Annotated in this window: 24 protein-coding genes; 19 read left to right on the top strand and 5 right to left on the bottom strand. The window is 70.7% G+C overall.

Annotation, left to right across the window (positions count from 1 at the left end; all coding sequences use genetic code 11):
- Positions 1-177 precede the first annotated feature (177 nt).
- From DEIMA_RS14465 to DEIMA_RS14435, 7 genes are all read left to right on the top strand, one after another.
- Complete coding sequence (locus tag DEIMA_RS14465) at positions 178-426, top strand: hypothetical protein (protein WP_052303324.1); 249 nt, start codon at positions 178-180, stop codon at positions 424-426.
- An 83-nt stretch (positions 427-509) separates the two neighbouring features.
- The gene (gene mreB, locus DEIMA_RS14460; protein ID WP_425358184.1) at positions 510-1,559 is read left to right on the top strand and encodes a rod shape-determining protein; all 1,050 of its coding nucleotides are present in this window, start codon (positions 510-512) and stop codon (positions 1,557-1,559) included.
- 62 nt (positions 1,560-1,621) lie between these two features.
- The gene (gene fabZ, locus DEIMA_RS14455; protein ID WP_013558015.1) at positions 1,622-2,053 is read left to right on the top strand and encodes a 3-hydroxyacyl-ACP dehydratase FabZ; all 432 of its coding nucleotides are present in this window, start codon (positions 1,622-1,624) and stop codon (positions 2,051-2,053) included.
- A 5-nt stretch (positions 2,054-2,058) separates the two neighbouring features.
- Positions 2,059-3,198, top strand: a complete 1,140-nt coding sequence (locus DEIMA_RS14450) for an LptF/LptG family permease (RefSeq protein ID WP_013558014.1) — start codon at positions 2,059-2,061, stop codon at positions 3,196-3,198.
- Positions 3,195-4,334, top strand: a complete 1,140-nt coding sequence (locus tag DEIMA_RS14445; protein WP_013558013.1) for an MGDG synthase family glycosyltransferase — start codon at positions 3,195-3,197, stop codon at positions 4,332-4,334. Before DEIMA_RS14450 ends, DEIMA_RS14445 begins: the two co-directional genes overlap by 4 nt.
- Positions 4,335-4,604: 270 nt before the next feature.
- Positions 4,605-5,822 (top strand): polysaccharide deacetylase family protein, encoded by a 1,218-nt coding sequence (locus DEIMA_RS14440; protein ID WP_013558012.1) that lies wholly within the window; start codon positions 4,605-4,607, stop codon positions 5,820-5,822.
- Positions 5,819-6,559, top strand: a complete 741-nt coding sequence (locus DEIMA_RS14435) for a class I SAM-dependent methyltransferase (RefSeq protein WP_013558011.1) — start codon at positions 5,819-5,821, stop codon at positions 6,557-6,559. The genes DEIMA_RS14440 and DEIMA_RS14435 overlap by 4 nt, the downstream gene beginning before the upstream one ends.
- A gap of 40 nt (positions 6,560-6,599) precedes the next feature.
- Here DEIMA_RS14435 and DEIMA_RS14430 read toward each other — a convergent pair whose 3' ends face one another.
- From DEIMA_RS14430 to DEIMA_RS14415, 4 genes are all read right to left on the bottom strand, one after another.
- A complete protein-coding gene (locus tag DEIMA_RS14430) occupies positions 6,600-7,820 on the bottom strand; it encodes a sensor histidine kinase (protein ID WP_013558010.1) in 1,221 nt (406 codons plus the stop codon).
- A complete protein-coding gene (locus tag DEIMA_RS14425; protein ID WP_013558009.1) occupies positions 7,813-8,493 on the bottom strand; it encodes a response regulator transcription factor in 681 nt (226 codons plus the stop codon). The genes DEIMA_RS14430 and DEIMA_RS14425 overlap by 8 nt, the downstream gene beginning before the upstream one ends.
- A gap of 26 nt (positions 8,494-8,519) precedes the next feature.
- Positions 8,520-8,927, bottom strand: coding sequence for an SHOCT domain-containing protein (locus tag DEIMA_RS14420; RefSeq protein ID WP_013558008.1), 408 nt, complete (start codon positions 8,925-8,927; stop codon positions 8,520-8,522).
- 100 nt (positions 8,928-9,027) lie between these two features.
- Positions 9,028-9,558, bottom strand: coding sequence for a metal-binding protein (locus DEIMA_RS14415; protein ID WP_013558007.1), 531 nt, complete (start codon positions 9,556-9,558; stop codon positions 9,028-9,030).
- 114 nt (positions 9,559-9,672) lie between these two features.
- Between DEIMA_RS14415 and DEIMA_RS14410 the strand changes: the two genes are divergently transcribed.
- From DEIMA_RS14410 to DEIMA_RS14355, 12 genes are all read left to right on the top strand, one after another.
- On the top strand, positions 9,673-11,703 hold the full coding sequence (locus DEIMA_RS14410) for a S8 family serine peptidase (RefSeq protein ID WP_013558006.1): 2,031 nt from the start codon (positions 9,673-9,675) through the stop codon (positions 11,701-11,703).
- Positions 11,704-11,822: 119 nt separating this feature from the next.
- The gene (locus DEIMA_RS14405; RefSeq protein ID WP_076736892.1) at positions 11,823-13,397 is read left to right on the top strand and encodes a S8 family serine peptidase; all 1,575 of its coding nucleotides are present in this window, start codon (positions 11,823-11,825) and stop codon (positions 13,395-13,397) included.
- Between the two features lie 168 nt (positions 13,398-13,565).
- Positions 13,566-14,087 carry a TM2 domain-containing protein gene (locus DEIMA_RS17600; RefSeq protein ID WP_013558004.1) on the top strand — a complete coding sequence of 174 codons (522 nt, stop codon included), beginning with the start codon at positions 13,566-13,568 and terminating at the stop codon, positions 14,085-14,087.
- Positions 14,088-14,148: 61 nt separating this feature from the next.
- Positions 14,149-14,439, top strand: a complete 291-nt coding sequence (locus DEIMA_RS14395; RefSeq protein ID WP_043816800.1) for a hypothetical protein — start codon at positions 14,149-14,151, stop codon at positions 14,437-14,439.
- 48 nt (positions 14,440-14,487) lie between these two features.
- Positions 14,488-15,135 (top strand): YqhA family protein, encoded by a 648-nt coding sequence (locus DEIMA_RS14390; RefSeq protein WP_013558002.1) that lies wholly within the window; start codon positions 14,488-14,490, stop codon positions 15,133-15,135.
- Between the two features lie 103 nt (positions 15,136-15,238).
- The gene (ispF, locus tag DEIMA_RS14385; protein WP_013558001.1) at positions 15,239-15,727 is read left to right on the top strand and encodes a 2-C-methyl-D-erythritol 2,4-cyclodiphosphate synthase; all 489 of its coding nucleotides are present in this window, start codon (positions 15,239-15,241) and stop codon (positions 15,725-15,727) included.
- Positions 15,720-16,205, top strand: a complete 486-nt coding sequence (locus DEIMA_RS14380) for a TrmH family RNA methyltransferase (RefSeq protein WP_043816798.1) — start codon at positions 15,720-15,722, stop codon at positions 16,203-16,205. The genes ispF and DEIMA_RS14380 overlap by 8 nt, the downstream gene beginning before the upstream one ends.
- Positions 16,206-16,273: 68 nt before the next feature.
- A complete protein-coding gene (locus tag DEIMA_RS14375; RefSeq protein ID WP_013557999.1) occupies positions 16,274-17,221 on the top strand; it encodes an ABC transporter substrate-binding protein in 948 nt (315 codons plus the stop codon).
- Between the two features lie 389 nt (positions 17,222-17,610).
- A complete protein-coding gene (locus DEIMA_RS14370; protein WP_013557998.1) occupies positions 17,611-18,408 on the top strand; it encodes an RIO1 family regulatory kinase/ATPase domain-containing protein in 798 nt (265 codons plus the stop codon).
- Between the two features lie 153 nt (positions 18,409-18,561).
- Positions 18,562-19,383 (top strand): HpcH/HpaI aldolase/citrate lyase family protein, encoded by an 822-nt coding sequence (locus tag DEIMA_RS14365; protein ID WP_013557997.1) that lies wholly within the window; start codon positions 18,562-18,564, stop codon positions 19,381-19,383.
- 32 nt (positions 19,384-19,415) lie between these two features.
- On the top strand, positions 19,416-20,522 hold the full coding sequence (locus tag DEIMA_RS14360; protein ID WP_013557996.1) for a PfkB family carbohydrate kinase: 1,107 nt from the start codon (positions 19,416-19,418) through the stop codon (positions 20,520-20,522).
- Positions 20,519-21,448, top strand: a complete 930-nt coding sequence (locus DEIMA_RS14355; RefSeq protein WP_013557995.1) for a pseudouridine-5'-phosphate glycosidase — start codon at positions 20,519-20,521, stop codon at positions 21,446-21,448. Before DEIMA_RS14360 ends, DEIMA_RS14355 begins: the two co-directional genes overlap by 4 nt.
- A gap of 46 nt (positions 21,449-21,494) precedes the next feature.
- Here the strand turns inward: DEIMA_RS14355 and DEIMA_RS14350 are convergent, their stop codons facing one another.
- Complete coding sequence (locus DEIMA_RS14350) at positions 21,495-23,150, bottom strand: hypothetical protein (RefSeq protein ID WP_013557994.1); 1,656 nt, start codon at positions 23,148-23,150, stop codon at positions 21,495-21,497.
- Positions 23,151-23,153: the final 3 nt, after the last annotated feature.

Here is a 23,153-nt window from a genome sequence, read left to right as displayed (position 1 = left end):
TCGTCCCGAAGTCGGACGGCTCCGGGAACTGCCCGAAGGGCGCTGAACGGCCTGGCGTCACCGGGGATTCACCGCACGCCTGCGGCGCTGTGCCGCTGTCTCGCCCGGCACCTTCATGGTGCCCATCAACCGGCGCTCTACAATGCGCTCCGTGAAGTCGCGTGGGGTGAGTGAATCTTGAGGGTGCTGCTGGGCACGTTGACGGTGATCCTGGCAGTGCTGGCGTTCGGGTGTGCGGCATTGTCCCTCGGCGCGTTCGCGGGCCTGAACCCGGCGTCGCCGAGCGCGTTGCGGCTGCTCAGTGCCGTCGAGGGCACGCTCGCCTCGGGGGCGCACCTGCCGCTCGAGGCGTTCTGGCGGGGCGCCGCCGAGGTCGTGCTGGCGGGCGTCTGCATGTGGATGGCGGCGTACATCAAGCCGCGCTGACACGACGCGCAACGTGCATTTCTCACACAGGGCGCGTGTTAGGATGATTTGGTTTGCCCCCCTGGGGGGACATTGAGTGGGGAGTGGCGACGTTGAGGCTATCGGAAGACATCGGAATTGACCTGGGAACGGCAACGTTCCTGATCTACAGCAAGACGCGCGGCCTGGTGCTCCAGGAGCCGTCCGTGATCGCCATGACCCGCGACAGCAAGGAAGTCATGGCGGTCGGTGAGGAAGCGTACCGGATGCTGGGCCGCACGCCCGGCAACATTGTCGCGGTGCGACCCATCAAGGACGGCGTCATCGCGGACGACGCCCTCACCGAGAAGATGATCACCATGTTCCTGCGCAAGGTGCAGGGCGGCGCCGGGCGCCTGTTCGGCTTCAAACCGCAACTGATGGTGGGCGTCCCCAGCAACGTCACCGACGTCGAGAAACGCGCGGTGCTGCGCGCCGCCCTGAACGCGAACGCCAAGCGCGCGTTCCTGATCGAGGAGCCGCTCGCGGCGGCCATCGGCGCGGGCCTGAAAATCGCCGAACCGGTTGGCAGCATGATCGTCGACATCGGCGGCGGCAGCACGGACGTCGCGGTGATCTCACTGGGCGGCATCGTCGTGAGCGAGTCGCTGCGCGTCGCCGGGAACGAGTTCGACGAGAGCATCATCCGGTACGTGCGCCGCAAGCACAACGTCATGATCGGGGAGCGCACCGCCGAGGAAATCAAGGTGAAGATCGGCGCGGCCATGATCCTCACCGAAGCGGACAACCTCAGCGCGGAAGTGCGTGGCCGCGACCTCGTGAACGGCCTGCCGAAAACCATCACGCTGCAGACGCAGGAGATCGTGGACGCCCTCGCCGAGCCGCTGTCCAAGATCGTGGAGGGCGTCAAGCGCGTGCTGGAAGCCACGCCGCCGGAACTCGTGAGCGACATCATGGACCGCGGCGTCGTCATGACCGGCGGCGGCAGCCTGCTGCGCAACTTCGACGAGACGCTCCGCCAGGCGACCGGCATTCCCGTCGCCGTCGCGGAGAACGCCACGGAAGCGGTGGCCATCGGCACCGGCATGGCGCTCGAAATGATTCACGTGCTGCGCCACCACCTGATCAGCAGCGACAACTACCTGCGCCGCTGAGCGCAGCGAACGCGCGCAGGCCGGGTGCTCACGCCCGGCCTGCGTCACACCGGAGGCCCCCCATGAGCGGAACCCTGAACATCCAAGACGTCCTGAAGATCCTCCCGCACCGCCCCCCGTTCCTGCTGGTGGACCGCGTGCTCAGCAGCGGCGGCGGCGAGGCGCACGCCATCAAGAACGTCACCATGAACGAGCCGTTCTTCGTCGGGCACTTCCCCGGCGAGCCCGTGATGCCCGGCGTGCTGATCATCGAGGCGCTCGCGCAGGCCAGCATGTTCACCCTGCACGAGCAGCTGGAACCCGGCACGGTCGGGTACCTCGCCGGCATTGAGGGCGCGCGCTTCAAACGCAAGGTCGTGCCCGGCGACACGCTGCACCTGCACGCGAAACTGGAGTTCCTGCGCCGCGGCCTCGGCAAGGCGACCGTGCGCGCCGAAGTGGACGGCGAGGTCGCCGCGGAAGCGCAGATCCTGTTCGCCGTCGCGAAAGGCTGAGCGGCTTGATCCTCACCCGGTACGTCACGCGTGAACTGCTGCCGCCCCTGCTGGCTGGTACCGCCCTGTTCACGGCCATCCTGAGCTTCGGGTACTTCTTCGTGAGCAGCCAGTGGTTGAAGAACGTCCCGCCCGGCCTGATCCTGCAGTGGATCGGCGCGCAGGTGCCGGACACGCTCGTGAAGGTCCTGCCGATGGGCGTCGTCCTGATGGTCGTCGTGGCGTTCGGGCGCCTCGCCACCGAACGGGAACTGATCGCCGTGCAGTCCGGCGGCATCAGCCTGGGCCGCGTCGCACGTCCCGCCACCGTCATCGCCGCGCTCGTTGCGGTGCTCGCCGTGTGGCTGAGCCTGTGGGTCGCGCCGCGCCTGAACGTCGAGGCGCGCGGCCTGTACTGGGATACCCTCACCGGCGGCGGCCTCACCACCCTGAGCGGACGCACCACCGACCTCGGCGGCGGCCTCACCCTGTACCTCGGCGGGTACGACAGCGCCACGCGCCGCATGACCGGCGTGCGCGTGCAGCAGTGGGACAAGGACAACGCCGAACTGGGCACGCTCGTGTTCGCGCGCGACGGCACCTTCGAGAACAACCAGCTGCAACTGCGCGATTACGCCGTGTACCGCGTGAACTTCGCCGCCGTCCGCGACCTCGAAGCGGTCAGCGACGACCCCAGCAAACTGCGTAGCGCCATCGGGGACGTCTTCACCGCCGTGAACACCCCCCCCAACAAGGACGCCACCCTGACGCTCGACACCGGCCTGTCCCGCAAGGAGACGCTCGCGCGGTACGCGGACGCCATCGGCGCGGACAGCGAAGGCTGGCCGCAGCTCATCACGAAACTCACCGCGCCGGGTGTGAAGGCCGCCGACCGGCAGGCCGCGCGCGTGGACCTGAACCGCAAGCTCGCGCTGCCCATCGGGAACCTCGTGCTGGTCCTCGCCGCGCTCCCGTTCGCGCTGCGGTACGGACGCACGCTCGGCACCAGCCTCGGCATCGCCCTGCTGATCGCCGTCGCGTACTACCTGCTGTTCTTCGTGGGCATCGCCGTCGCCAACATGCTCCCGGCCCTGCCGGAACTCGGCGTGTGGCTCGCGAACCTCGTGTTCGCCGCGCTCGGCCTCACGCTGCTGCGCCGCGCATGACGTACGCCGACCTGCCGGAACTCCGCACGCTCATGCTCGGCGCGAGCTTCGGCGGCGGGCACCACCAGGCGAACCGCGCCATCGCCGACGCGATGCGCGCCCTCGACCCGCGCGTCCACCCGGAAAGCGGCGACTTCATCGCGTACATGCGCCCGCACGAGCGCCTGATCACGCTTGGACTCTACAGCTACTGGCTCAAGCACAGCCCCGAAACGTACCGCCGGTTCTACAACTGGACCGACAGCGAACGCGAACCGAAAGCCATCACGAACACCTTCCACTGGCTGGGCCTCGGCGGCATGAAACGCGACCTCGCGCGCATCGAACCGCACCTCGTGGTGTGCAGCTTCCCGACCACCGCTGCGCTTAGCGACACCGCACGGCGCCGCACCGGACGCACGTACCTGAACGCCCTGATCGTCACCGACTACCGCGCGCACCACCACTGGGCGCGCACCGAAGCGGACCTGCTGCTCGTCGCCCGCGACAGCGGCAAGGCCGAACTCATGCACTGGGGCGTCCCCGAGGAGCGCATCTTCGTCACGGGCATTCCGATCCTGCCGCGCTTCGGGGCGCTGTACGGCCACGACCCGCGCGCCCTGCGCGCCCAGTTCGGCCTGCACCCGGACCAGCCGCTGATCCTGGTGAGCGGCGGCGCGACCGGCACGTACCGCGCGTTTCAGACGCTCGCGCGCGTGTTCGGGAACCTCGGCACGCGCGTGCAGGCCCTAATTCTCGCCAGCAACGACCGGCCCGGCGTGGAACGCATCGGCGGCGCCACCATCCACCACCTGCCGTACACCCCGAACTTCCCGGAGTTGCTCGCCGCGTCCGACATCGTTGTCGGCAAGGCGGGCGGCCTGACGGTCGCGGAAACCCTCGCGCTCGGCAAGCCCACCGTCGTGTTCGAGCCGATTCCCGGCCAGGAGGAACACAACGCGCGCCTGCTGGAGCAGCACGGCGCGGGCGTGTGGGCGCGCAGCGAAACGCAGCTGCACGCGGCCCTGTCCACGCTCGTGCACGACCCGGCCGCGCGGGCGCACATGGGCCACTGCGCGCGCCGCATCGCGCAGCCTGACGCCGCGCAGGCCGCCGCGCGCGTCCTGCTCGACGGCCTGAAACGTCACCTTGGCTGAATGCCCCACGAGGTCAGTTCGGCCAGCCCCACCCCTGCAGCACCCGCGCGCCGTCCGCCAGCGCACCGGCCGCGCGCCCCCAAGGATGCGCGCGGCCGCGACCTGCACGTGGTCCAGTGCGCGCTCCACGGGTCCGCCTTGCAGGGCTCGCCGTTTCACACCTGCGCGCGCTCGGCGCGCACGGGCAAAGGCAGCAGGTCGCGCAGGGCCGAGACGGTATCTTGGAGGGGTTCGCGCATGCCCTGAGGGTACGCGCCCGGAGGTCCCGCCTTGCTCAGACGCTCCCCCAAACTCGCCGCCGCGCTGCTGGCGTACATCGGCCTGCCGTACCTGCTGGTGCAGTGGCTCAACCTCGGCGTGGTCCGTCATGGCAGCGCCGCGCGCCGCACGGCTGCCCTCACCTTCGATGACGGGCCCGACCCCGCCACCACCCCGCAGGTGCTCGACGCGCTCCGGGACGCCGGCGCGCACGCCACGTTCTTCGTGCTGGACGGGTGCGCCGAAGCGCACCCGGACCTGATCGAGCGCATGCAGGCTGAAGGGCACGAGGTGGCCGTCCACGGTGGACGCCACCGGCACGCGTGGCTGCGCACGCCCTGGAACATGATGCTCGACCCGGCCCGCGCCGCCGCGCGCATCGCCCGCGTCACCGGCAGCGCGCCCGTGCATTACCGCCCGCCGCACGGCGCGTACACGCTCGCCACCGTCATCGGCATGCGCCGCGCCGGCCTGCGGGGCGCGCACTGGACCGTCACGGCCTACGACTGGGATGACCGTACCACCCCCGAAGACGTGCAGCGCCGCGTCCTGCGCCGCATCGACCACGGCGGCGTCATCGTCCTGCACGACGCCGGTCCGGGCGCGCGCACGACCGTGCCGGCCTTGCCGGGCCTGCTGGCCGCGCTGCGCGAACGTGGGTACACCCTCATGGCCCTGCGGGACCTGCCGGGCGCGCGCGTGCTGCGCGGCCCCGATCTGCTGCGCCGCGCCGCGCGCGCCCTGGACCGCGCGTACGACCGCGTGAGCGGCGCGCGCCCCATCACCGGGCACCGCGACAGCTTCCTGCGCGTTGGCGTGAGCTCCTTCCCTCTGCCGGACGTGACCCTCCCGGACGGCACGCGCGTGCCGTCCGGCTCACCGCAGCTCGAGTTCCATGTGCACAACGCCCGCCTCGTGGACGCCGGCCTGCGCCGCGCCGGCACCCAGACGCGCGAGGCCCTGCGGGAGCTTGCGCGCGCCCTCGAAGTGAACCCCACCTGGGCGCGCGCGGACGCGCTGTACTGCCTGAGCGCCCTGCACCCGGTCCTGCGCGGCGTCGGCTTCGAGACGGTGGACGTGCCGCAGGGCATGGAGCGCCGCCTCGGCGCGTGGGCGCGCGTGCTGCGCGGCGCGTACGGCACGACGCGCGCGAAAGCGCCCCAGCCGAAACTCAGCGTCATCAGCCTCGACGAAGTCCGCCGCCGCTACGGCGCCGAGGTGAACGCGTGAACTACGACGACCTCGCCGACCTGTACGACCACCAGTACGACCTGTACCGCGACGACCTGCACCATTACGCCCGCCTGGCGGACGCCAGCGGCGGCCCGGTGCTGGAGCTGGGCGCGGGCACCGGCCGCGTGAGCGTGTACCTCGCGCGGCGCGGCGTGAACGTCACCGGCCTGGAACCCAGCGACGCCATGCGGCGGCGCGCGCAGGAACGGGCGCAGCGCTCCCGCGTGGACGTGACGCTCGTGCCCGGCGACATGCGCGACTTCGACCTGGGCGCGCGGTTCCCGCTGGTCATCGCCCCCTTCAACGCCCTGATGCACCTGTACAGCGTCCAGGAGCAGGCGGATGCCCTGAACGCCATCGCCCGCCACGTGCAGCCGGGCGGGACGTTCGCGTTCGACCTGTATACGCCGCACTTCGGCCCGCAGGGCGTCGTGCGGCACGAAGGGGAGACCTTCACGGTCGGGGACGCGCGGACGGACGTGCTGGTGTACCAGCAGGTGCATGAGGCGCAGCAGCACGTGACCACGCAGTACTTCGTGGACACGACCGGCGCGGACGGCGTGGTGCGCCGCACGCACCGCACGCTCACGCAGCGGTACTACACGCGGTACGAGGTGGAGTGGATGCTGCGCGCCACCGGCTTCACGCAGATTCGCGTGGCCGGCAGCTTCGAGGGCGGACCGTTCACGAACGACAGCCGCGTGATGGTCGTCACCGCCAAAGGGCCCGCCTGAGCGTCACGCCCTCGGGGCTCGGGCGGCACCCCGAGGCCCTTCAGCGGGGCGCGGCGGTCAGAGGGAACGTCACGGTGAATTCCGCGCCGCCATCTGGGTGGTTGCGCGCGTCGAGCGTACCGCCCTGCGCCTGCGCGAGCGCGCGCGCGATGGCGAGGCCCAGGCCGCTGCCGGCGTGGCCGTCCGCGCTGCGCGTCCGGCTGGCGTCCGCACGGTAGAAGCGCTCGAACGCCCGCGCGAGGTCCTCCTCCCGGAAGCCCGGACCGTGGTCGCGCACGTGCAGGTGCGCGCGCAGGTCGAGTGCGCGCACGCGCAGGTCCACCCGGCCGGGCGCGGCGTACCGCGCGGCATTGTCGAGGAGGTTATGCAGGATCTGCCGCAGGCGATCCGGGTCCGCGCGGACGAACGCGGGCGCGGGCGCGTCCACGTGCAGGTCCAGGCCCGCCGCGTGCGCCCGCGCGCTGTACGCCGCGGCGACGTCTGTCGTCAGCGCGGCGGCGTCGAGCGGCGCCACCTGCAGACTGAGCGCGCCGCCTTCCGCGAGCGTCAGCGTGCGCAGGTCCGTGACGAGCCGGGCGAGGTGCAGCACCTCCCCGTGCAGGCGCGCGAGGCCCGCCGCGTCCGTGGGCGTCACGCCGTCCTGCATCGCCTCGATGTCCGCGCGGAGCACCGCGAGCGGCGTGCGCAGGTCGTGCGCGATGTCCGCGACGAGCGCGCGGCGCCACGCCTCCTGCCGCGCCAGCCCCGCGGTCAGGTGGTTGAACGCGACCGTCACGTCCCGCAACTCATCCCGGGCGAACGGCACGGGGAGCGTCACGTCCCGTTCACCCGCCTCCACGCGCGCCGCCGCGTCGCCCAGGCGCTGCAGGGGCCGCGTGAGGGACCGCGTGACGCCGCGCGCCGCGAGGGACGCGAGCACCGCGCACAGCACGGCGGCGACGGCCGCGCTGCGCGTCACCTCACGGCGCGCGGCGCGAACGACCCCCTGATCCAGCCGCATCATTGACGTGCCGTGCGCGTGGCCGCTCACGCTGCCCGTCAGCGGCGCGGTGCTGGCGCTCGCCTCGGTGCGTTCCAGCACGCGCAGGGTCGTGTTCACGGTCAGGAAGGACGTGAGCATCACCGCCACGAACGCCACGAACGCGAATTGCCGCGTGAGGCGCGCGCGCAACCCCCGGCGCCGGTGCCGGGGCAGGTCGTCACCCCAGCGGGCGCGCGCGGCCCTCAGCGCGGCGCGGCGCCGCGCGCGGCGCTCACTCATGCGCGTCCCGCAGGCGGTAGCCGACGCTGCGGACCGTTTCGAGCGCCGCGCCGCACGCGCCGAGTTTGCGGCGCACGTTTTTGATGTGCGCGTCCACGGTGCGTTCGTCCGTGCCGCGCTCCCACGCGCCGAGCGCGGCGAGCAGCTCTGCGCGCGTCCGCACCACGCCGGGCGGCTGCGCGAGCGCCGCGAGCAGGCGCAGCTCCGCGGCCGTCACGTCGAGGCGCACGCCGTCGCAGTGCGCCTCGAACGCCGCGAGGTCCAGCGTGAGTGGTCCGGCGCGCAGCACGGTCGGCGTGGCCGGCGCGCCGCCCGCGCGGCGCAGCACCGCTCGAACCCGCGCGACCACCTCACGCGGACTGTACGGCTTCACGACGTAATCGTCCGCCCCGAGGCCCAAGCCGACCAGGCGGTCCACCTCCTCGTCGAGGGCGGTGAGCATGATGATGGGCGTGTCGCCCGCCGCGCGCACCTGGCGGGCGACGTCCAGGCCGCTCACTTCCGGCAGCATCAGGTCCAGCAGGATCAGGTCCGGCCGCGCCGCCCGCCAGAGCTCCAGCGCGGCGCGGCCGTTCGTGGCCCGCTCGGTGCGGTACCCGTCGCGGCGCAGGTACGCTTCGAGCGTGTCCGCGAGGCGGACCTCGTCCTCGACAATCAGGACCGTGTGCGTCATGCGTTCATGATGCGGCCTGCGGGCGCTCAGGCGCGGTCCGTGTCGACGTCCGCAGGCCGCTCGGGCTCCTCCTGCCGCAGGGTGTCCCGGATGGTCGCGTACTCGCTCGCGCTGATCTCCCCGCGCGCCAGGCGCTCCCGAGCGATGTTCAGCGCGTGCTCCCCGAACAGCGCACCCGGCATGTGGCGCGCCGCGCGGCGCCACGGCGCGCCACGGTCCCGGCCCGGCCCGCCCCCGCCCATCCACGCGCGGCGACGGGCACGCGCGATCACGACCACGGCAATCACGGCGAACACCACCCAGAAGCCCCCACCGCCGTGATGGCCCCAGCCGGGACCGGTGGGCCCACCATACCCGTACGGGGCGGGCGCCGCAGCGTAGGGCGTATACACGGGCGTGGCGGCATCCGCGGGGTTGTTGATGATGACGTCCATACAGTTCCTCCTGGTCGGCCCGCACGGTGTCGGGCACGCCCTGAAGGTAGGCCCGCACGCGTGAAGCGCGCGGGGAGCGTCTGTGAACGCCGTGTGAACGTCAACGTAGGCGCTTGAAGGTCCTGCGGGCCGTTTTGCGCGCGTGCCGCAGGTCATGGTCTGGGCGCACGCCGTCCGCGATCAGGTGCATCCACTGGCTCAGGTAGTACCCGGCCAGCAGCGGCAGCAGGCCCTTCCAGTCCAGCGACGACGGCAGGCCCGGCAGGCGCAGGTCCGGCACCAGGAACGCCACGAGGCCCACCACCAGCGCCACGATGACCCCGAGGTACGCGAGGCGCGTGAGCGGCCCGATCAGCCACGTGTGACTCAGGCCGCGGTGACTGAACAGCATCCCGTACGGCACCCACAAGAACCCCAGGATGCCCCAGTACCGCTTGCTGTTCACGCGCCCTTCGGCGAGGTCCAGGTCCGGAGAGAGCAGGAACGTTCCGGCGGCGTACCCGGCGGTGAATGCGAGGCCCTGCACGGGCGTCACGTGCACGTACCCGGCATGCTGGGCGAGCGCCGTGGCGGCGAACAGGGCGGCGTAGGCGGCAGTGTTGATGAGGTTATGGACGTTTCCGCTCGGCACGCTCCATTCTGGCAGCGTTCCCGCTCGGGCCCGTGACGCAGCACACGCCCGAGCGCCCGCGCGCGTTCATCCCCCTCACAGATTCTCCATGCGAATACGGCATGCTGAGAGCACATGAAACGCGCTTTGTTGTCCCTCGGCCTGGGATTGTCACTGGCCGCGTGCGGCGCGCCTGGCAGCACGCCCGGCGCCGCCCTCCAGAACGAAACTCTCAATCTCGGCACGCGCAGCAGCGTGGACTTCCTGCGCCTGAACCGCGGCACCTGGAACGTCGAGGACGCCCCCGCGTGGCTGCACTTCACGCCCACGAGCGGCACCGGCTACGTACAGTTCAAACTCGACGTGGACCGCGCCGCCATGACGCCCACCCTCGCGAACCAGCCGAACCTCACCGGCAGCTTCGACGTGCACTGGCAGAACGGCACGCAGGAAGGCACCGTCACCGTCAAGGTCAACGCGGACCTCCTGAAAGTCACTGGCCGCGCCACCGACCAGACGAGCGCCCCCCTGAACGTCACTGCCCCTGACGCGCGCGTCACCCGGACCGTCAACGCCGGCCAGCCAGCCAGCGCGCGCGGCATCATCGTGAAGTACCGGACCAGCGCCCTCGCCGCGCAGGCCATCCAGGCGGCCGGCCGGAACGCCAGCGGCGCCGGCCGCCTCGCCGTCCTGCGCGTGAGCGACGTGAACGCCACCCTCAAGGCCCTGCGCGCCGACCCCAACGTCGAGTACGCCGTCCCGAACGCCGTCCTGCACGCCCTCAATGTCGCGCAGCCCGTCATCCCCACCGACCAGTACGCGCCGCTGCAATGGGCGTACCGCGCGGTCGGTTACGGCGCCGTCTGGCGCGACATGGACACCACGCCGTACAGCCATGACGTCACCGTCGCCGTCCTCGACAGCGGCACGCACTTCAACCACCCGGACCTCGTGGGCCGCCAGTACGGCCCCGGCGAAGGCGCCCTCGACGTCCTCAACTACACCACCGACAAGGACGGCAACGTCACCTACGACAACGGCGACGGCGACGGCCCCGACACCGACCCTACCGACGCCGGCGACACCAACCGCACCAGCGGCAGCCACGGCACGCACGTCACCGGCATCATTGCCGCACGCTGGGGCACCTTCCAGAAACCTTGCGCCACCTGCAGCGACAGCGGCGTCGCCGGCGCCACCGGCACCGCCCCCGTGAAGGTCCTCCCCGTGCGCGTCCTCGACTCCCGCGGCGACGGCACCGAAGCGGACGTCGCCCTCGGCATCCGCTACGCCGCCGGTGAAAGCGTCACCCTGAACGGCCAGACGTACACCAACCCGCACCCCGCGCAGGTCATCAACCTGTCGCTCGGCGGGCCCATCAGCGCCGAAAACGCCCGCCCCATGTGCGAGGCCGTCAGCGCCGCCGCCGCGCGCGGCGTACTCGTGTTCGCCGCCAGCGGCAATGACGGCAACACCAGCGCCTACTACCCCGCCGCCTGCGACGGCGCCATCGCCGTCGCCAGCGTCACCCTCACGGCCGGCAACGTCCTCGAACGCGCCTCGTACAGCAACGCCTACCCGCAGGTGCAGCTCAGCGCCCCCGGCGGCACCGACCCCATCCTCAACCCCACCACCTACAACGGCGGCACCCTGAACGGCCAGCCGTTCATCGACAGCGTCTTCAGCACCTCCTGGAACTACCGCGATAATCTCCCCTCCTACGAGGCCGAGTCTGGCACCAGCCAGGCCACGCCGCAGGTCAGCGCCCTCGCCGCCCTGCTGCTCAGCAAAGGCGTCACCACCGGCCGCGACGACACCCTCGCGCGCCTGAAGAGCACCGCCACCGACCTCGGCCCCAAAGGCCACGACGATCAGTACGGGTACGGCGTCATCAACGCCGCCGCCGCGCTCGGCGCGCCCATCGTCAGCAACACCTTCGGGGTGCGCTTCACCCGCGCGGACGGCCACGCCTACACCCCCGTTCTCGACGACGCCGGGCGCTTCACCGCCTACCTGCCCGAAGGGACGTACCGCGCGCTCGTCGGCCACGACCGCAACGGCAACCGCATCATCGGAGAGGTGGACGAAGGCCCTACCGTCGAAACGGAATTCACCCTCGACCCCAACGCGGGCACCCGCGACCTCGGCGAACTCCTGCTCAAGTAAATTCCTCCCCGGCGCGGGCGGGCTCACAAGGGCCCGCCCGTTATTCCTCATGAAGGTCGCTGCTCAGGTGCCACTCGTTCCCTCAGGTGCGCGTCAGCCTCATGCGCTACAAGTGTGCTATGAAGCGCGCGCTGCCCCTGCTGGCCCTGACCGCCCTGCTCGCCGCCTGTGACAACGGCGGCGGAGTCCCCACGCCCGGGCCCGGCCCCGCGCCCACGTACACCGTCAGCGGTGAGGTCATCGCGCCCGGCGGCGTGGCCCTCACGACCCTGGGGCTCGCGAGCAGCGCCAACTGGGACGCGCCGCACGTCCCCGGTCAGGTGCTCGTCACGACGGGCAGCACGCTGGGTGCCCAGTCGTTGACCGTCCTGAGTGGTGTGCGGACACAACGCCTCGACGACACCCTCACGCTCGCCTTCACGCCCGGCGGCGAAACCGACCCGGCCTTCGCCGCGCGCCTCACCGCCGCTGGCCTCCAGACCCAGCCGAACTACCTCTACCACGCCCTCGCGGTCCCCAACGACCCGGGGTACCCGGACGATCAGCCGTACCTGCTGCGCATCAACGCGCAGAACGCCTGGGACGCCTTCGACGCGAAGGGGCAGGCCCCCACCGGGCCGATCGTGGCCGTTCTGGACACCGGCGTTGACGCCACCCACCCGGACCTCACAGGACGCCTCCTGCCCGGACGGGACTTCTGTGGGAGCAACGACCTCAGCAACTGCACCATCGACAACACCCCCGAAGACACGGGCGGTCACGGCACCGCCAGCGTCGGCCTGATCGGCGCGGCCACCAACAACGCGCGCGGCATGGCAGGCCTCACCTGGACAGGACGCAACATCCTTCCGGTCAAGGTGTTCGGCGGCGCGGACGCCTCCACAGTCACCGTTCGGCAGGGGATTGAGTACGCGGTGCAGCAGGGCGCAAAAGTCATCAACATGAGCCTGGGTGGCCCTGGGGCGAGTGACCCAGACCCCCTGATGCACCAGGCCATTCAGGCGGCAGTGGCGGCGAACGTCACGGTGGTCGCGTCTGCCGGAAATACGCCTGGTGACGGCGTGTACTACCCCGCTGCGTATCCTGAGGTCATCGCGGTCGGTGCTGCTGCACGGAACGGCACCCTCTCCTGCTTCAGTGCGCGGCCGACCGCCACCCGGCCACGCCAGCTGGACCTGATTGCGCCCGGCGGGAACAGCACCGTCGGCACGTGCCAGGGCGAGTCGGATGACCTGATCGTGTCGCTCACCACCGGCGGCGGCTACGCCTACTGGGCGGGCACCAGCGAGTCCGCACCGCTGGTCAGCGGCGTTGCGGCGCTGATGCGCGGCATCAACCCGAACCTCACCGCCACCCAGACCCGGCAGCTCCTGAAAAGCACCGCGACCACCGTATCGGGCGGCGCGCTCCTGAACGCAGGCGCCGCTGTCCGTGCGGCTGCGACGGCAACCCCTGCGCCGGACCCCGTCCCCAACACGTACGACGTCACGGTGCAGGCCTTCAGCGGCAGCACGGTCGTGAACACCTTCAAGGGGCAATTGAAGTCCGGCGACAAGCGCCTGCCATACACCCTGAACCTGCCGGCTGGCACGTACACGCTGCGCGCGACCATCACGGGCGCGGGGAAGACGTACCGCGGGGAAGCGAACGTGCAGCTGAACGCGAACAAACAGGTGAACATCCAGACGCAGTGATGCGCGGCGGGGGAGACGGGCGGCGCCGGGCGCCGCCCGCTTCTTTTGGTGGATGCGCCCGCGCGCGGCGTGGCGCACACTGCGGGTATGCGCGGGGAACCAGGACGCGCTCACGTGCGTACTCCCTGGTAAGCCCTTTTCTTCCTCGCCTGTCAAGGAGACCCTCAGATGACGAACGATCCCGAACGCGATTTCACCCCGGAACCCCAGGCGCACGAGCCGAACCGTGTGCATCTCGGCAAGGCCCCGGCGGACACCTGGGCGGACGCTGCCGCGCGTGCCAGCCGCAGCGCCGGCGCGCCGGGTACGCCCCCGCCGGGCGTGACCTGGGCGAACGTGCAGCCTGGTGAGCCCACGCATGACCCGGTGGTTGTGAATGACGTGGCGAACAAGCGGGTCATTGCGGGCGTGCTGGGCATCATCCTGGGCAGCTTCGGCGTGCACAAGTTCTTTATCGGCGCGAACACCGCGGGCCTGATCATGCTGCTCGTGAACCTCGGTGGGTGGTTCGTGACGTTCTTCCTGTCGCTGCTCACGCTGGGGTTCGGGGCGATTCTGCTGGTGCCGCTGATGGGGCTGGTGTCCACGGCCATTGCGGTGATCGGTCTGGTGGAGGGCGTGCTGTACCTCACGAAGTCCGATGCGGACTTCCAGCGGGAGTACCTGGTCGGCAAGAAGCCGTGGTTCTGAGTGGCGCTGCGTTGAGGTTTGTTTAACGCGGGCGCGCGGGGCGGGCCGTATGCTCAGCGGCATGCCTCCATTCCTGCTCACGCCTGCGGCGCGTGCGTGCATTCGCGCGCTCGGGGGGCGACTGCGTGTCCATGCGGAACTCCGGTCGGAACGCACGTCGGATGAACTGCACCTCGCGTGCGCGCCCGTCACGGCTCAGCCGGGGGACGCGTCGTACACGTTCGGGAGTGTCACGGTGCATGCCAGTCCGGCGGCGCTGATTGCCCTGGCGGGCGCGCGCCTGCATTACGCGGCGCGCGCCCGCCCCGCGCACTTTCAGGTGCAGGCGGGCGGGGCGGGCACGGCGTCCTGACAGAAACCGTGAAGGCGCCTGCGGGCGCGCGCCGTCCATCATGGGCGCATGCCTGACCCCAAGGATCCCGCGCGGGACGCGCGCTCGCCCGCCACTGGCACCGTGCTCAGTCAGGCGATCGGGCGGACGCGGTTCATCGTGCTTCTCGCGGTGGTGTCGGTGCTGCTGGTGGCCCTGAGTCTGTTCCTGCAGGGCACGTTGCAAGCGGCGTACACCATCTACGAGACGTGGTCGGACGTGCTGCGTGGGGACCTGGGTGGGCAGGCGGTGGCGGTGCAGTCGCTGGAGATCGTGAGCATCATGCTCAAGGCCGTGGTGTTCTACCTGATTGGCGTGGGGCTGTACAGCCTGTTTATCGCGCCGCTGAACCTCACGTCGGCGCTGGGCGTGGAGAGCCTGAGCGACCTGGAGCACAAGGTCGTGAGCGTCGTGATCGTGATTCTGGGCGTGACGTTCCTGGAGCATTTCGTGACGTGGGAGAAGCCGCTCGACACGCTGATGTTCGGGGGAGCGCTCGCGCTCGTGGCAGGCGCGCTGGTGCTGTTCCAGCGGTTCAGTGCGGGCCGGGAGGACATGGGGAGCCTGCCGCCGGAAACGCGACTGCGCGCGCGGCGGGAGCTGTTCGAGAAGGACCACGAGGAGCGGGCCATTCCCGAAGGGGAAGTGCGGCGCGTTCAGGCGCAGGAGGGCGAGTGACGGCCGCGCGGTAGGGGTGGCCGGCGTCCTGCCGCAGCGCCGACCAGGTTGGTGCGGGGTCGGCGGTCCTGTCGGCGAGGGTCGAGTTGCGTATCCTGCGGGCATGTTGCCGTATCGCATTGGATTCGGGGAAGACGCGCACCGCCTGGAGGGCGGGCGTCCGCTCATTCTGGGAGGCGTCGAGATTGAGGACGCGCCGCGCGGCGCGGTCGCGCACAGCGACGGCGACGCCGTGCTGCACGCCGTCGCGGACGCGTTGCTGTCGGCGGTGGCGTTGGGAGACATCGGGCAGTACTTCCCAGACACCAGCGAGGAGAACCGCGACCTGGATTCACGGGTGATTCTGGCGCGCTGCCTGACGCTGGTGCGCGAGCGGGGGTACGTCCCGGCGAACGTCGCATTGGTCGTGACGCTGGACCGCCCGAAGCTCGGGTCGCGCCGCACGGAGATCGCGCGGCGCGTGGCGGAGCTGCTGGGGCTGGCGTTCTCGGAGGTGGGCGTGAGCTTCAAGACGAGTGAGGGGCTCGCGCCGGATCACGTGCAGGTGCGCGTAACGGTGCTGCTGACGCGCGTGCAGGGCGACGATGCCTGAGGGTGCCCCGCCCGCTGAGGCCGCTCCGTTGCTGCACCTCGTGCTGTACACGCCCGAGAAGGCCGGGAACGTCGGGAACGTCGCGCGGACGTGCGCGGTGCTGGGCGCGCACCTGCACCTGATCCGTCCGTACGGCTTTCACCTGCAGGACCGGGAGTTCCGCCGCGCCGTGATGGATTACCTCAGTGGCGTGACGTTGCACGAGCACGCCAGCTGGACGCACTTCCAGGCGTCCCTCCCGGCGGGCGCGCACGTGACGGCGTTCAGCACGCGCGCGACGCACATTCACACGACGGCGCCCGTGTCGCGCGGCATGTACCTGCTGTTCGGGCCGGAGTCGCGGGGCCTGCCGGACTGGCTGCTTTCGGGGCTGCAGGCGGCGCGCATTCCGCAGCCGGCGGGTGGGCGGAGCCTGAACCTGTCGGTGGCGGCGGGCATCGCGGCGTACGAAGCGGCGCGGCGCCTTGAGGGGTGGTGAGGACGGGGCCGGCAGCAAACAGGAGAGGCCTTGCACTTGGGTGCGGGCGCGCCCCCTATCCTGAGCGCATGAAACGCACGCTTCTTCTTGCCGCGCTGCTCGCCGGGACGGCAAGCGCGCAGCAGAACGTCACCATCGGCCTGGGGTACCTCCCGAACGTCCAGTTCGCGCCGTTCTACGCCGCGCAGAAGGAAGGGTATTTCCGGCGTGAGGGCCTGAACGTCACCTTCAAGCACGGGTACGTGTCCGAACTGATGCCGCTGCTGCTGCAGGGCAAGATCGATTTCGTGGTGGGGGACGCGGAGGACGCGATTCTGGCGCACGCGCAGGGCGCGCCCGTGAAGTACGTGATGGCAATGTACCAGCGCGTGCCCGTCACGGTGTTCAGCCTGGGCGCGAAAGGCATCACGAAGCCTGCCGACCTGCGCGGGAAGACGGTCGGCATTCCTGGCGCGTTCGGCAGCAGCTACTTCGCGTTCCAGGCGCTGCTGGACGCGAACAACCTGACGGAGCGGGACGTGAAGCTGGCGCAGATCGGGTTCACGCAGCTGGACGCGGTCCGTTCCGGGCGTGTGGACGCGGCGGTGGGGTTCGTGAACAACGAGCCGCTGCAGTTGCGCGCGAACGGGCAGAAGGTGAACACGCTGAGCGTGAACGCGGCGTACCCGATGGTGGGTGTGGGGCTGATCACCACCGAGAAGAACCTGCAGGGGTTTCTGGGCCGCAAGGTGACGCGCGCCGCGCAGCAGGGGGTGGCGTTGACGGTGCGCGACCCGGCGCGGGCGTTCCGCGACAGTGCGAGCTTCATCGGGTCGGGCGGCGGCACGCTGGACGTGTTGAAGGCGAGCACGCCGCTGATGACGAGCGCGTTTACGCGCGCGAACGCGGTGGGGTTCAGTGACCCGGCTACGTGGACGAAAGCCATCGCGTTCCTGCAGAAGAGTAAGCAGGTGCCGGCGGGCGTGAAGGCCACGGACTTCTACACGAACAGCCTGCTCAGCAAAACCGTGAAGTAACGGGTGTGGATGGGGGCCGCGCAGCTTTGGCGTTGCGCGGCCCCTACCTGTGGTTTTGCGTAGGCATGTTGGCCTAAGAGGCTTCATGTTTGTGCACCGCAGCACGGAAGCTGCTACGCTGCGGGCACCTGAGGAGGTGATGGAGCATGACCAAAAACGTGATTGAGAACCACCTGAACGCCCTTCCCGTTTCGTCTCTCGCATACAGGAGTGTTCATGCACCATCCCTCCGAGATTCTCGGACCAGTAGTTGATCACCCCGGATTGGCGGGTGCCCTCTGAGCGCCCACCACTATCTAGATGACCATGACGACGGCGGCCCCGCGCCGCGCCGCGCCCGCAAGGAGCGCCGGAAACCGCAGGGCCGCGTCCGGTTCACTGACCTCAACGTGGACCCGGACAGCGATGACGCGTCCGTTGACCCGTCCATCGCGAACCTGCAGGCGCGCGGGTACGTCACCGAGCTGCTCGGCGAGCTGAAGAGCGGCAAGGAGGCGACCGTGTACCTCGGGCGCGGACCGGGCGGTCTCGTGGCCGTGAAGCGTTACCGGGACCTTCAGGCGCGGTCGTTCAAGAACGACGGCATCTACCGCGCGGGCCGTTACATCGGTGACGCCCGCATCGAAAAGGCGATTCAGCAGCGCAGCGTGCGCGGCCTCGAAGCGCAGCAGGGCATGTGGGTCATGGGCGAGTGGGGCATGCTGTGGCACCTGTGGGCGAGTGGCGTGAACGTGCCCGAACCCATGATCGGCCCGGACCCGACGGCGTACGCCGAAGCCGGAAGTTGCGTCGTTATGCGCTTCATCGGCAATGAAGACGCGCCCGCTCCGCGCCTCAGCGAGGCGCACCTCACCCCGGATCAGGCCCGCGACGCCTGGAACCAGAGCCTGGACGGCCTCGCCGACCTCCTGCGCCTCGGCCTCGTGCACGGCGACTACAGCACCTACAACCTCCTTTGGTGGGAGAACACCGTGATTATCATCGACTTCCCGCAAACGTCCGACCGCAGCAACCCGAACTTCGCGCAGCTTCTCGCGCGTGACGCCGCGAGCCTCGCGCAGAGCTTCGCGCGCCACGGCATCCGTGCCACGCCGAACGACACGCTGCGCGAAGTGCAGAAGCGCGCGCGCACCGGCGAGGCGAAACCCCGCCTGAGCCGGGACGAACTGCGCCTGACCCTGCCGTGAGCGGCGCCGTCCGCACCCCGTCCACAGGAGGCCCGCCCCGCGCGGGCCTCTTGGCGTGGTTTAGCCTGAGCGCATGAAACGCGTCCTGAAGTTCCTGCTTGTGTTGCTGCCGTTCCTGTTCGCGTCGAGTGCTGCCCGCCGGAGGCGCGCGTGATGCGGGCCCGCAGTGCCCTGTACGTCCCCGCCGACAAGCCACGGGCGCTGGAGAAGGCGCGGACGCTGCCGGCGGACCTGATCATCCTGGACCTGGAGGACGCGGTCGCCGAGGACCGCAAGGCGGAAGCGCGCATGAACGCCGTGGACGCCCTGCGCGTGGGGGCGTGGCGGGCGCCGGTGCTGCTGCGCGTGAACGGCCTGACGTCGCGGCACTTCGACGCGGACTTCGAAACGGCCCTGAAGTGCGCCCCGGCGGGCATCGTGCTGCCGAAAGCGGAGGACGCGGCGAGCGTGCGGTCCCTGCACCTGGGCCTGCCGCTATGGCTGATGATCGAGACGCCGCGCGGCGTGCTGAATGCTGACGCGCTTGCGGGCGTGCCGGGCGTGGCGGGTCTGCTGGCGGGCGCGAACGACCTGGCGCGGGACCTGCGGACGCGTCCACACCCGGACCGCTGGCCGCTGCTGCACGCACTGTCGCAGGTGGTGCTGGCGGCGCGCGCGAACGGTGTGGTGGCGCTGGACGCCGTGTTCAACGATGTGCGGGACGCAGCGGGGTTCGCGCGGGAGTGCGTGCAGGGCCGGGACCTGGGGTTTGATGGGAAGACGGTCATTCACCCGGAGCAGGTGCGGGCCGCGAATGCGGCGTTCGGTGTGAGCGCCCAGGAGGCGGAGGCGGCGCGGGCGCTGCTGGCGACGTGGGCGGAGGCGCGCGCGGCGGGGTTGGGCGTGACGACGCACGCCGGGCAGCTGATCGAGGAGTTGCATGCGCGGACGGCGGAGGAGACGCTCGCGCGGTGGACTGAGGAACAGGTCTTGTAATTCCAGCAACGTCAGCTTACTCTAATTAACAGATGAGCCTGACTGACCGCGAACGGGAACTGCTGCGCCTCCTGCGCGAGCACCCCCTCGCCACGCCCGAAGACCTCGCGCGCCTCACCGGCAACACCCGCGCGGCCGTCAACGTCCACCTCACCCGCCTGCGCGAAAAAGGCCACATCCTCGGTCGCGGTTACGTCCTGCGCCCCGAAGGCAGCGTCCTCGTCATCGGCGGCGCGAACCTCGACCTCAAAAGCCGCCTCCACGCCCCCGCCGTGCCCGGCACCAGCAACCCCGGCACCACCACCGCCGCGCCCGGCGGCGTCGCCCGCAACATCGCCGAGAACCTCGCGCGCCTCGGCGTCCCCACCGGCCTGCTCAGCGCCATCGGCCACGACGACACCGGCGCCCGTCTCCTTGACGCCACCCGCGCCAGCGGCGTCGACGTCAGCCCCATCGTCCGCACCGACGACCCCACCGGCACCTACAGCGCCATCCTCGACCCGCACGGCGAACTGATCCTCGCCGTCGCCTCCATGCGCGCCGTCGACGCCCTCACCCCCGACGTGATCCGCACCCGACGCGCCCTCATCGACCGCGCCTCCGCCGTCATCGTCGACTGCAACGTCCCCCAGGACACCCTCCTGCACGCCGCCCGCACCGCGCAGGCCAGTCACACGCCGCTGTACGTTGAACCGGTCAGCGTGCCCAAAGCCGCGCGCCTGCGCGCCCTCCTCGCCGAAGGGCTGCCCGTGCACGCCGTCACCCCCAACCGCGACGAACTCGCCGCGCTCACCGACCGCGACACCCGCACCGACGACGGCCTGCACGCCGCCGTGCAGGACCTGCACGCCCGCGGCGTGCGCGTCGTGTGGGTCCGCCTCGGCGAAGCCGGCAGCCTGCTCAGCGCCGACGGCGACGCCCGCCACCACGCCGCCACCCCCACCCAGGTGCGCGACGTGACCGGCGCCGGCGACGCCATGCTCGCCGGGTACCTGTACGCCACCCTGCGCGGCGACGATCCACACACCGCCGCCCGCGCCGGCCACGCCCTCGCGGCCCTCACCATCCAGTCCGACCACACCGTCCGCCCCGACCTCACCGCCGACCTGCTCGACGCGCACACCCAGGAGACCGCATGACCACGACCGCCAACCCCCTCGTCCAGTACACCCCCGAAGTGCTCGACGCCCTCCAGACCGGCCGCCCCGTCGTGGCGCTCGAAAGCACCATCATCAGCCACGGCATGCCGTACCCGCAGAACGTCCAGACCGCCCGCGAAGTCGAGCAGGTCATCCGCGACGCCGGCGCCGTCCCCGCCACCATCGCCGTCATCGCCGGCGAACTCAAGGCCGGCCTGAACGACCGCGAACTCGAACTGCTCGGCACCGACAAGACCGTCACCAAAATCAGCACCCGCGACCTGCCCGTCACCGTCGCCACCCGCGCGCACGGCGCCACCACCGTCGCCACCACCATGCGCCTCGCGCACCTCGCCGGCATCCGCGTGTTCGCCACCGGCGGCACCGGCGGCGTCCACCGGGGCGCCTCGCAGACCTTCGACATCAGCGCCGACCTCACCGAACTCGCCCGCACCGCCGTCACGGTCGTGAGCGCCGGCGTGAAGAGCATCCTCGACATTCCCCTCACCCTCGAGTACCTCGAAACGCAGGGCGTCCCCGTCATCACGCTCGGCGCGCGCGAATTCCCTGCGTTCTACTCCCGCGCCAGCGGTTACGCGTCGCCGCTCACGCTCGCCACCCCCGAAGAGGTCGCGCGCGCCATGCACGCCCAGCAGGCCCTCGGCCTGCCCGGCGGGATGCTTGTCGCCAACCCCATCCCCGAAGGCGCCGAAATTCCCGCCTCGGACATCAACCCCCACATTGAGCAGGCCCTGCGTGACATGGACGCCCAGGGCGTCACCGGCAAGGACACCACCCCGTACCTGCTCGGCCGCATCGTCGAAATCACCGGCGGTCGCAGCCTCGAAGCGAACATCGCCCTCGTCAAGAACAACGCCCGCGCCGCCGCGCTCATCGCCAGCGCGTACGCCAGCACCCGCCTGTAACACCCCGGCACGGCAGGGGGGCACGGCCACGCCGCGCCCCCCTGCGTTAATCGTCCCCGGCGCTGTACGACCGCTCGCCGATCAACATGTACGTCTTCTTCACGTCCCAGAAGAAGAACAGCTTCCGCTCCACGCGGCCGCTGCGGTACCGGAACTCCGCCGTGTACCCGTTCAGGCTGTACGTCCCCTCGAAATCACTGCCGCAACTCGCGTCCTCGCGCGCGCTGCCGCCCGCCACGCCCGCGCCGTTCGTCTGGCTGCTGAACCCGCTCGACGCGCTGCAGCCCGTCTTGCCGCTGGTCGCACTGGCGCTCCCCACGAACCCGTTCGTGGCCTGCACCACGCCCGTCCCCCCGAACGAGGACCGGCTGCGCTCGAACGTGCCATCCCGGGAGAAGTGAAACGCGTCCGACGAGATGTAACTCCCGAACCCTCCACCGCCCAGCGTGTACGCGCTCGTGTACTCCACGCGGCGCTCCAGGCGCTCCCCCGGCGTGGCCGGCAGCACCCGCGAGCCCTCCACGGGGAGCCACTTGTTCGTCCGGGCGTCCAGGGCCACCACGTCCTTGCCCTGCCGCCGCCACTTCCGCCAGCGGCCCGGCTCGTTCTTCCGCGACGCCGCCACGTCCAGGTCCGCCGGCGGCACCCGCAACCCGTCGTACGCCCAGCCGTCCTTCAGCAGCAGCGTCCACGACTCCTTGAACTGCAGCCCCATCGCGGTGTACTCGTTGCGGCCCGTATGCAGGAGCCCCTCAATCTGCGATCCCTGCACGCCTTTGCCCGGCGCCGTCACCCACTTGAAGCGCGCCGCCTCCGCCGCTGCGGCCTCCGCTTTCGCCTTCACGTCCGCCGGGGAGGGCCGCTTGTTCTCGCCCACGTACTGGCACGTCGTCACCCGCACGCCCAGGCCGTAATCATCCTCCGCGTAAATGACGCCCCGCCCCCCCGCGTCCCGGTAGAACACCGAGAAGTCATCGTCGTACTGCGCGTTGTACATCCACAAGCTGGAGTCTACGTCCAGCCGGCCGCTTGCCGCGTCGTACCGGTACGCGTTCGCGCGCTGCTCCTTCCCGCCCACTTCCTGCCGCCACTCCTGGTTGCCGTACAGACTCAGGCTGTACGTGTCGCGTTTGCTTTCGCCGCGAATGCCCACCGTGCACGCGTACGTGCCCAGCTGCAACGAGCCGCCCGGACGCGCGCCCGCCGGGAGGCTCGGCGCGTCCGCCTGCACCGCCCGGGTGCTGGCCGCGAGAGTCCCGATGACCTGCCCGACCGCCTTGCTGTAGCGGCCCGTGAGTTCCGTATTCACGCTGGACAGGAGCGTCACGAGCTGCCCCTGGTCCTGCCCGGCCGGAAACGCCACGAACGACACGGCGAGCGTCTGCCCGTTGTACGACACGATGTTCGTGCTGACCCACAGCGGCGCCTGGTACGTAAGCGCGCCCGGCTCCAGCAGTTTCCCGTACTGCGGCAGGCCCGCGTTGATGACGCGCTGCGTCCACTCCTGCACGCCCTGACCGTTCAGCGGCTGCGGCGGGAACACCAGCACGGTGTACACCTCGCCGTTCCGCAGGTCCGCCGGCTTCAGGAGCGTCGCCTGCCCCTGCAGCTGCCGCTGCCACCCGCTCGGCACCGTCACGTCCGACGCGGCCAGCGCCGCCGAACACAGCAGGATCAGTCCGAGCGCGCGCCCGCCCCGCATGCC

Source organism: Deinococcus maricopensis DSM 21211, from assembly GCF_000186385.1.
Taxonomy (GTDB): domain Bacteria; phylum Deinococcota; class Deinococci; order Deinococcales; family Deinococcaceae; genus Deinococcus_B; species Deinococcus_B maricopensis.
Note: the sequence above shows the minus strand (reverse complement) of the source record. Positions and strands in the feature narration are given on the sequence as shown.

Coding starts and splice junctions, on each gene's coding strand:
- fabZ (WP_013558015.1), top strand. CDS start 1,622: ATGAGCGGAACCCTGAACATCCAAGACGTCCTGAAGATCCTCCCGCAC.
- DEIMA_RS14445 (WP_013558013.1), top strand. CDS start 3,195: ATGACGTACGCCGACCTGCCGGAACTCCGCACGCTCATGCTCGGCGCG.
- DEIMA_RS14430 (WP_013558010.1), bottom strand. CDS start 7,820: ATGAGTGAGCGCCGCGCGCGGCGCCGCGCCGCGCTGAGGGCCGCGCGC.
- DEIMA_RS14425 (WP_013558009.1), bottom strand. CDS start 8,493: ATGACGCACACGGTCCTGATTGTCGAGGACGAGGTCCGCCTCGCGGAC.
- DEIMA_RS14420 (WP_013558008.1), bottom strand. CDS start 8,927: ATGGACGTCATCATCAACAACCCCGCGGATGCCGCCACGCCCGTGTAT.
- DEIMA_RS14410 (WP_013558006.1), top strand. CDS start 9,673: ATGAAACGCGCTTTGTTGTCCCTCGGCCTGGGATTGTCACTGGCCGCG.
- DEIMA_RS14405 (WP_076736892.1), top strand. CDS start 11,823: ATGAAGCGCGCGCTGCCCCTGCTGGCCCTGACCGCCCTGCTCGCCGCC.
- DEIMA_RS17600 (WP_013558004.1), top strand. CDS start 13,566: ATGACGAACGATCCCGAACGCGATTTCACCCCGGAACCCCAGGCGCAC.
- DEIMA_RS14395 (WP_043816800.1), top strand. CDS start 14,149: ATGCCTCCATTCCTGCTCACGCCTGCGGCGCGTGCGTGCATTCGCGCG.
- DEIMA_RS14390 (WP_013558002.1), top strand. CDS start 14,488: ATGCCTGACCCCAAGGATCCCGCGCGGGACGCGCGCTCGCCCGCCACT.
- ispF (WP_013558001.1), top strand. CDS start 15,239: ATGTTGCCGTATCGCATTGGATTCGGGGAAGACGCGCACCGCCTGGAG.
- DEIMA_RS14380 (WP_043816798.1), top strand. CDS start 15,720: ATGCCTGAGGGTGCCCCGCCCGCTGAGGCCGCTCCGTTGCTGCACCTC.
- DEIMA_RS14375 (WP_013557999.1), top strand. CDS start 16,274: ATGAAACGCACGCTTCTTCTTGCCGCGCTGCTCGCCGGGACGGCAAGC.
- DEIMA_RS14365 (WP_013557997.1), top strand. CDS start 18,562: ATGCGGGCCCGCAGTGCCCTGTACGTCCCCGCCGACAAGCCACGGGCG.
- DEIMA_RS14360 (WP_013557996.1), top strand. CDS start 19,416: ATGAGCCTGACTGACCGCGAACGGGAACTGCTGCGCCTCCTGCGCGAG.
- DEIMA_RS14355 (WP_013557995.1), top strand. CDS start 20,519: ATGACCACGACCGCCAACCCCCTCGTCCAGTACACCCCCGAAGTGCTC.
- DEIMA_RS14350 (WP_013557994.1), bottom strand. CDS start 23,150: ATGCGGGGCGGGCGCGCGCTCGGACTGATCCTGCTGTGTTCGGCGGCG.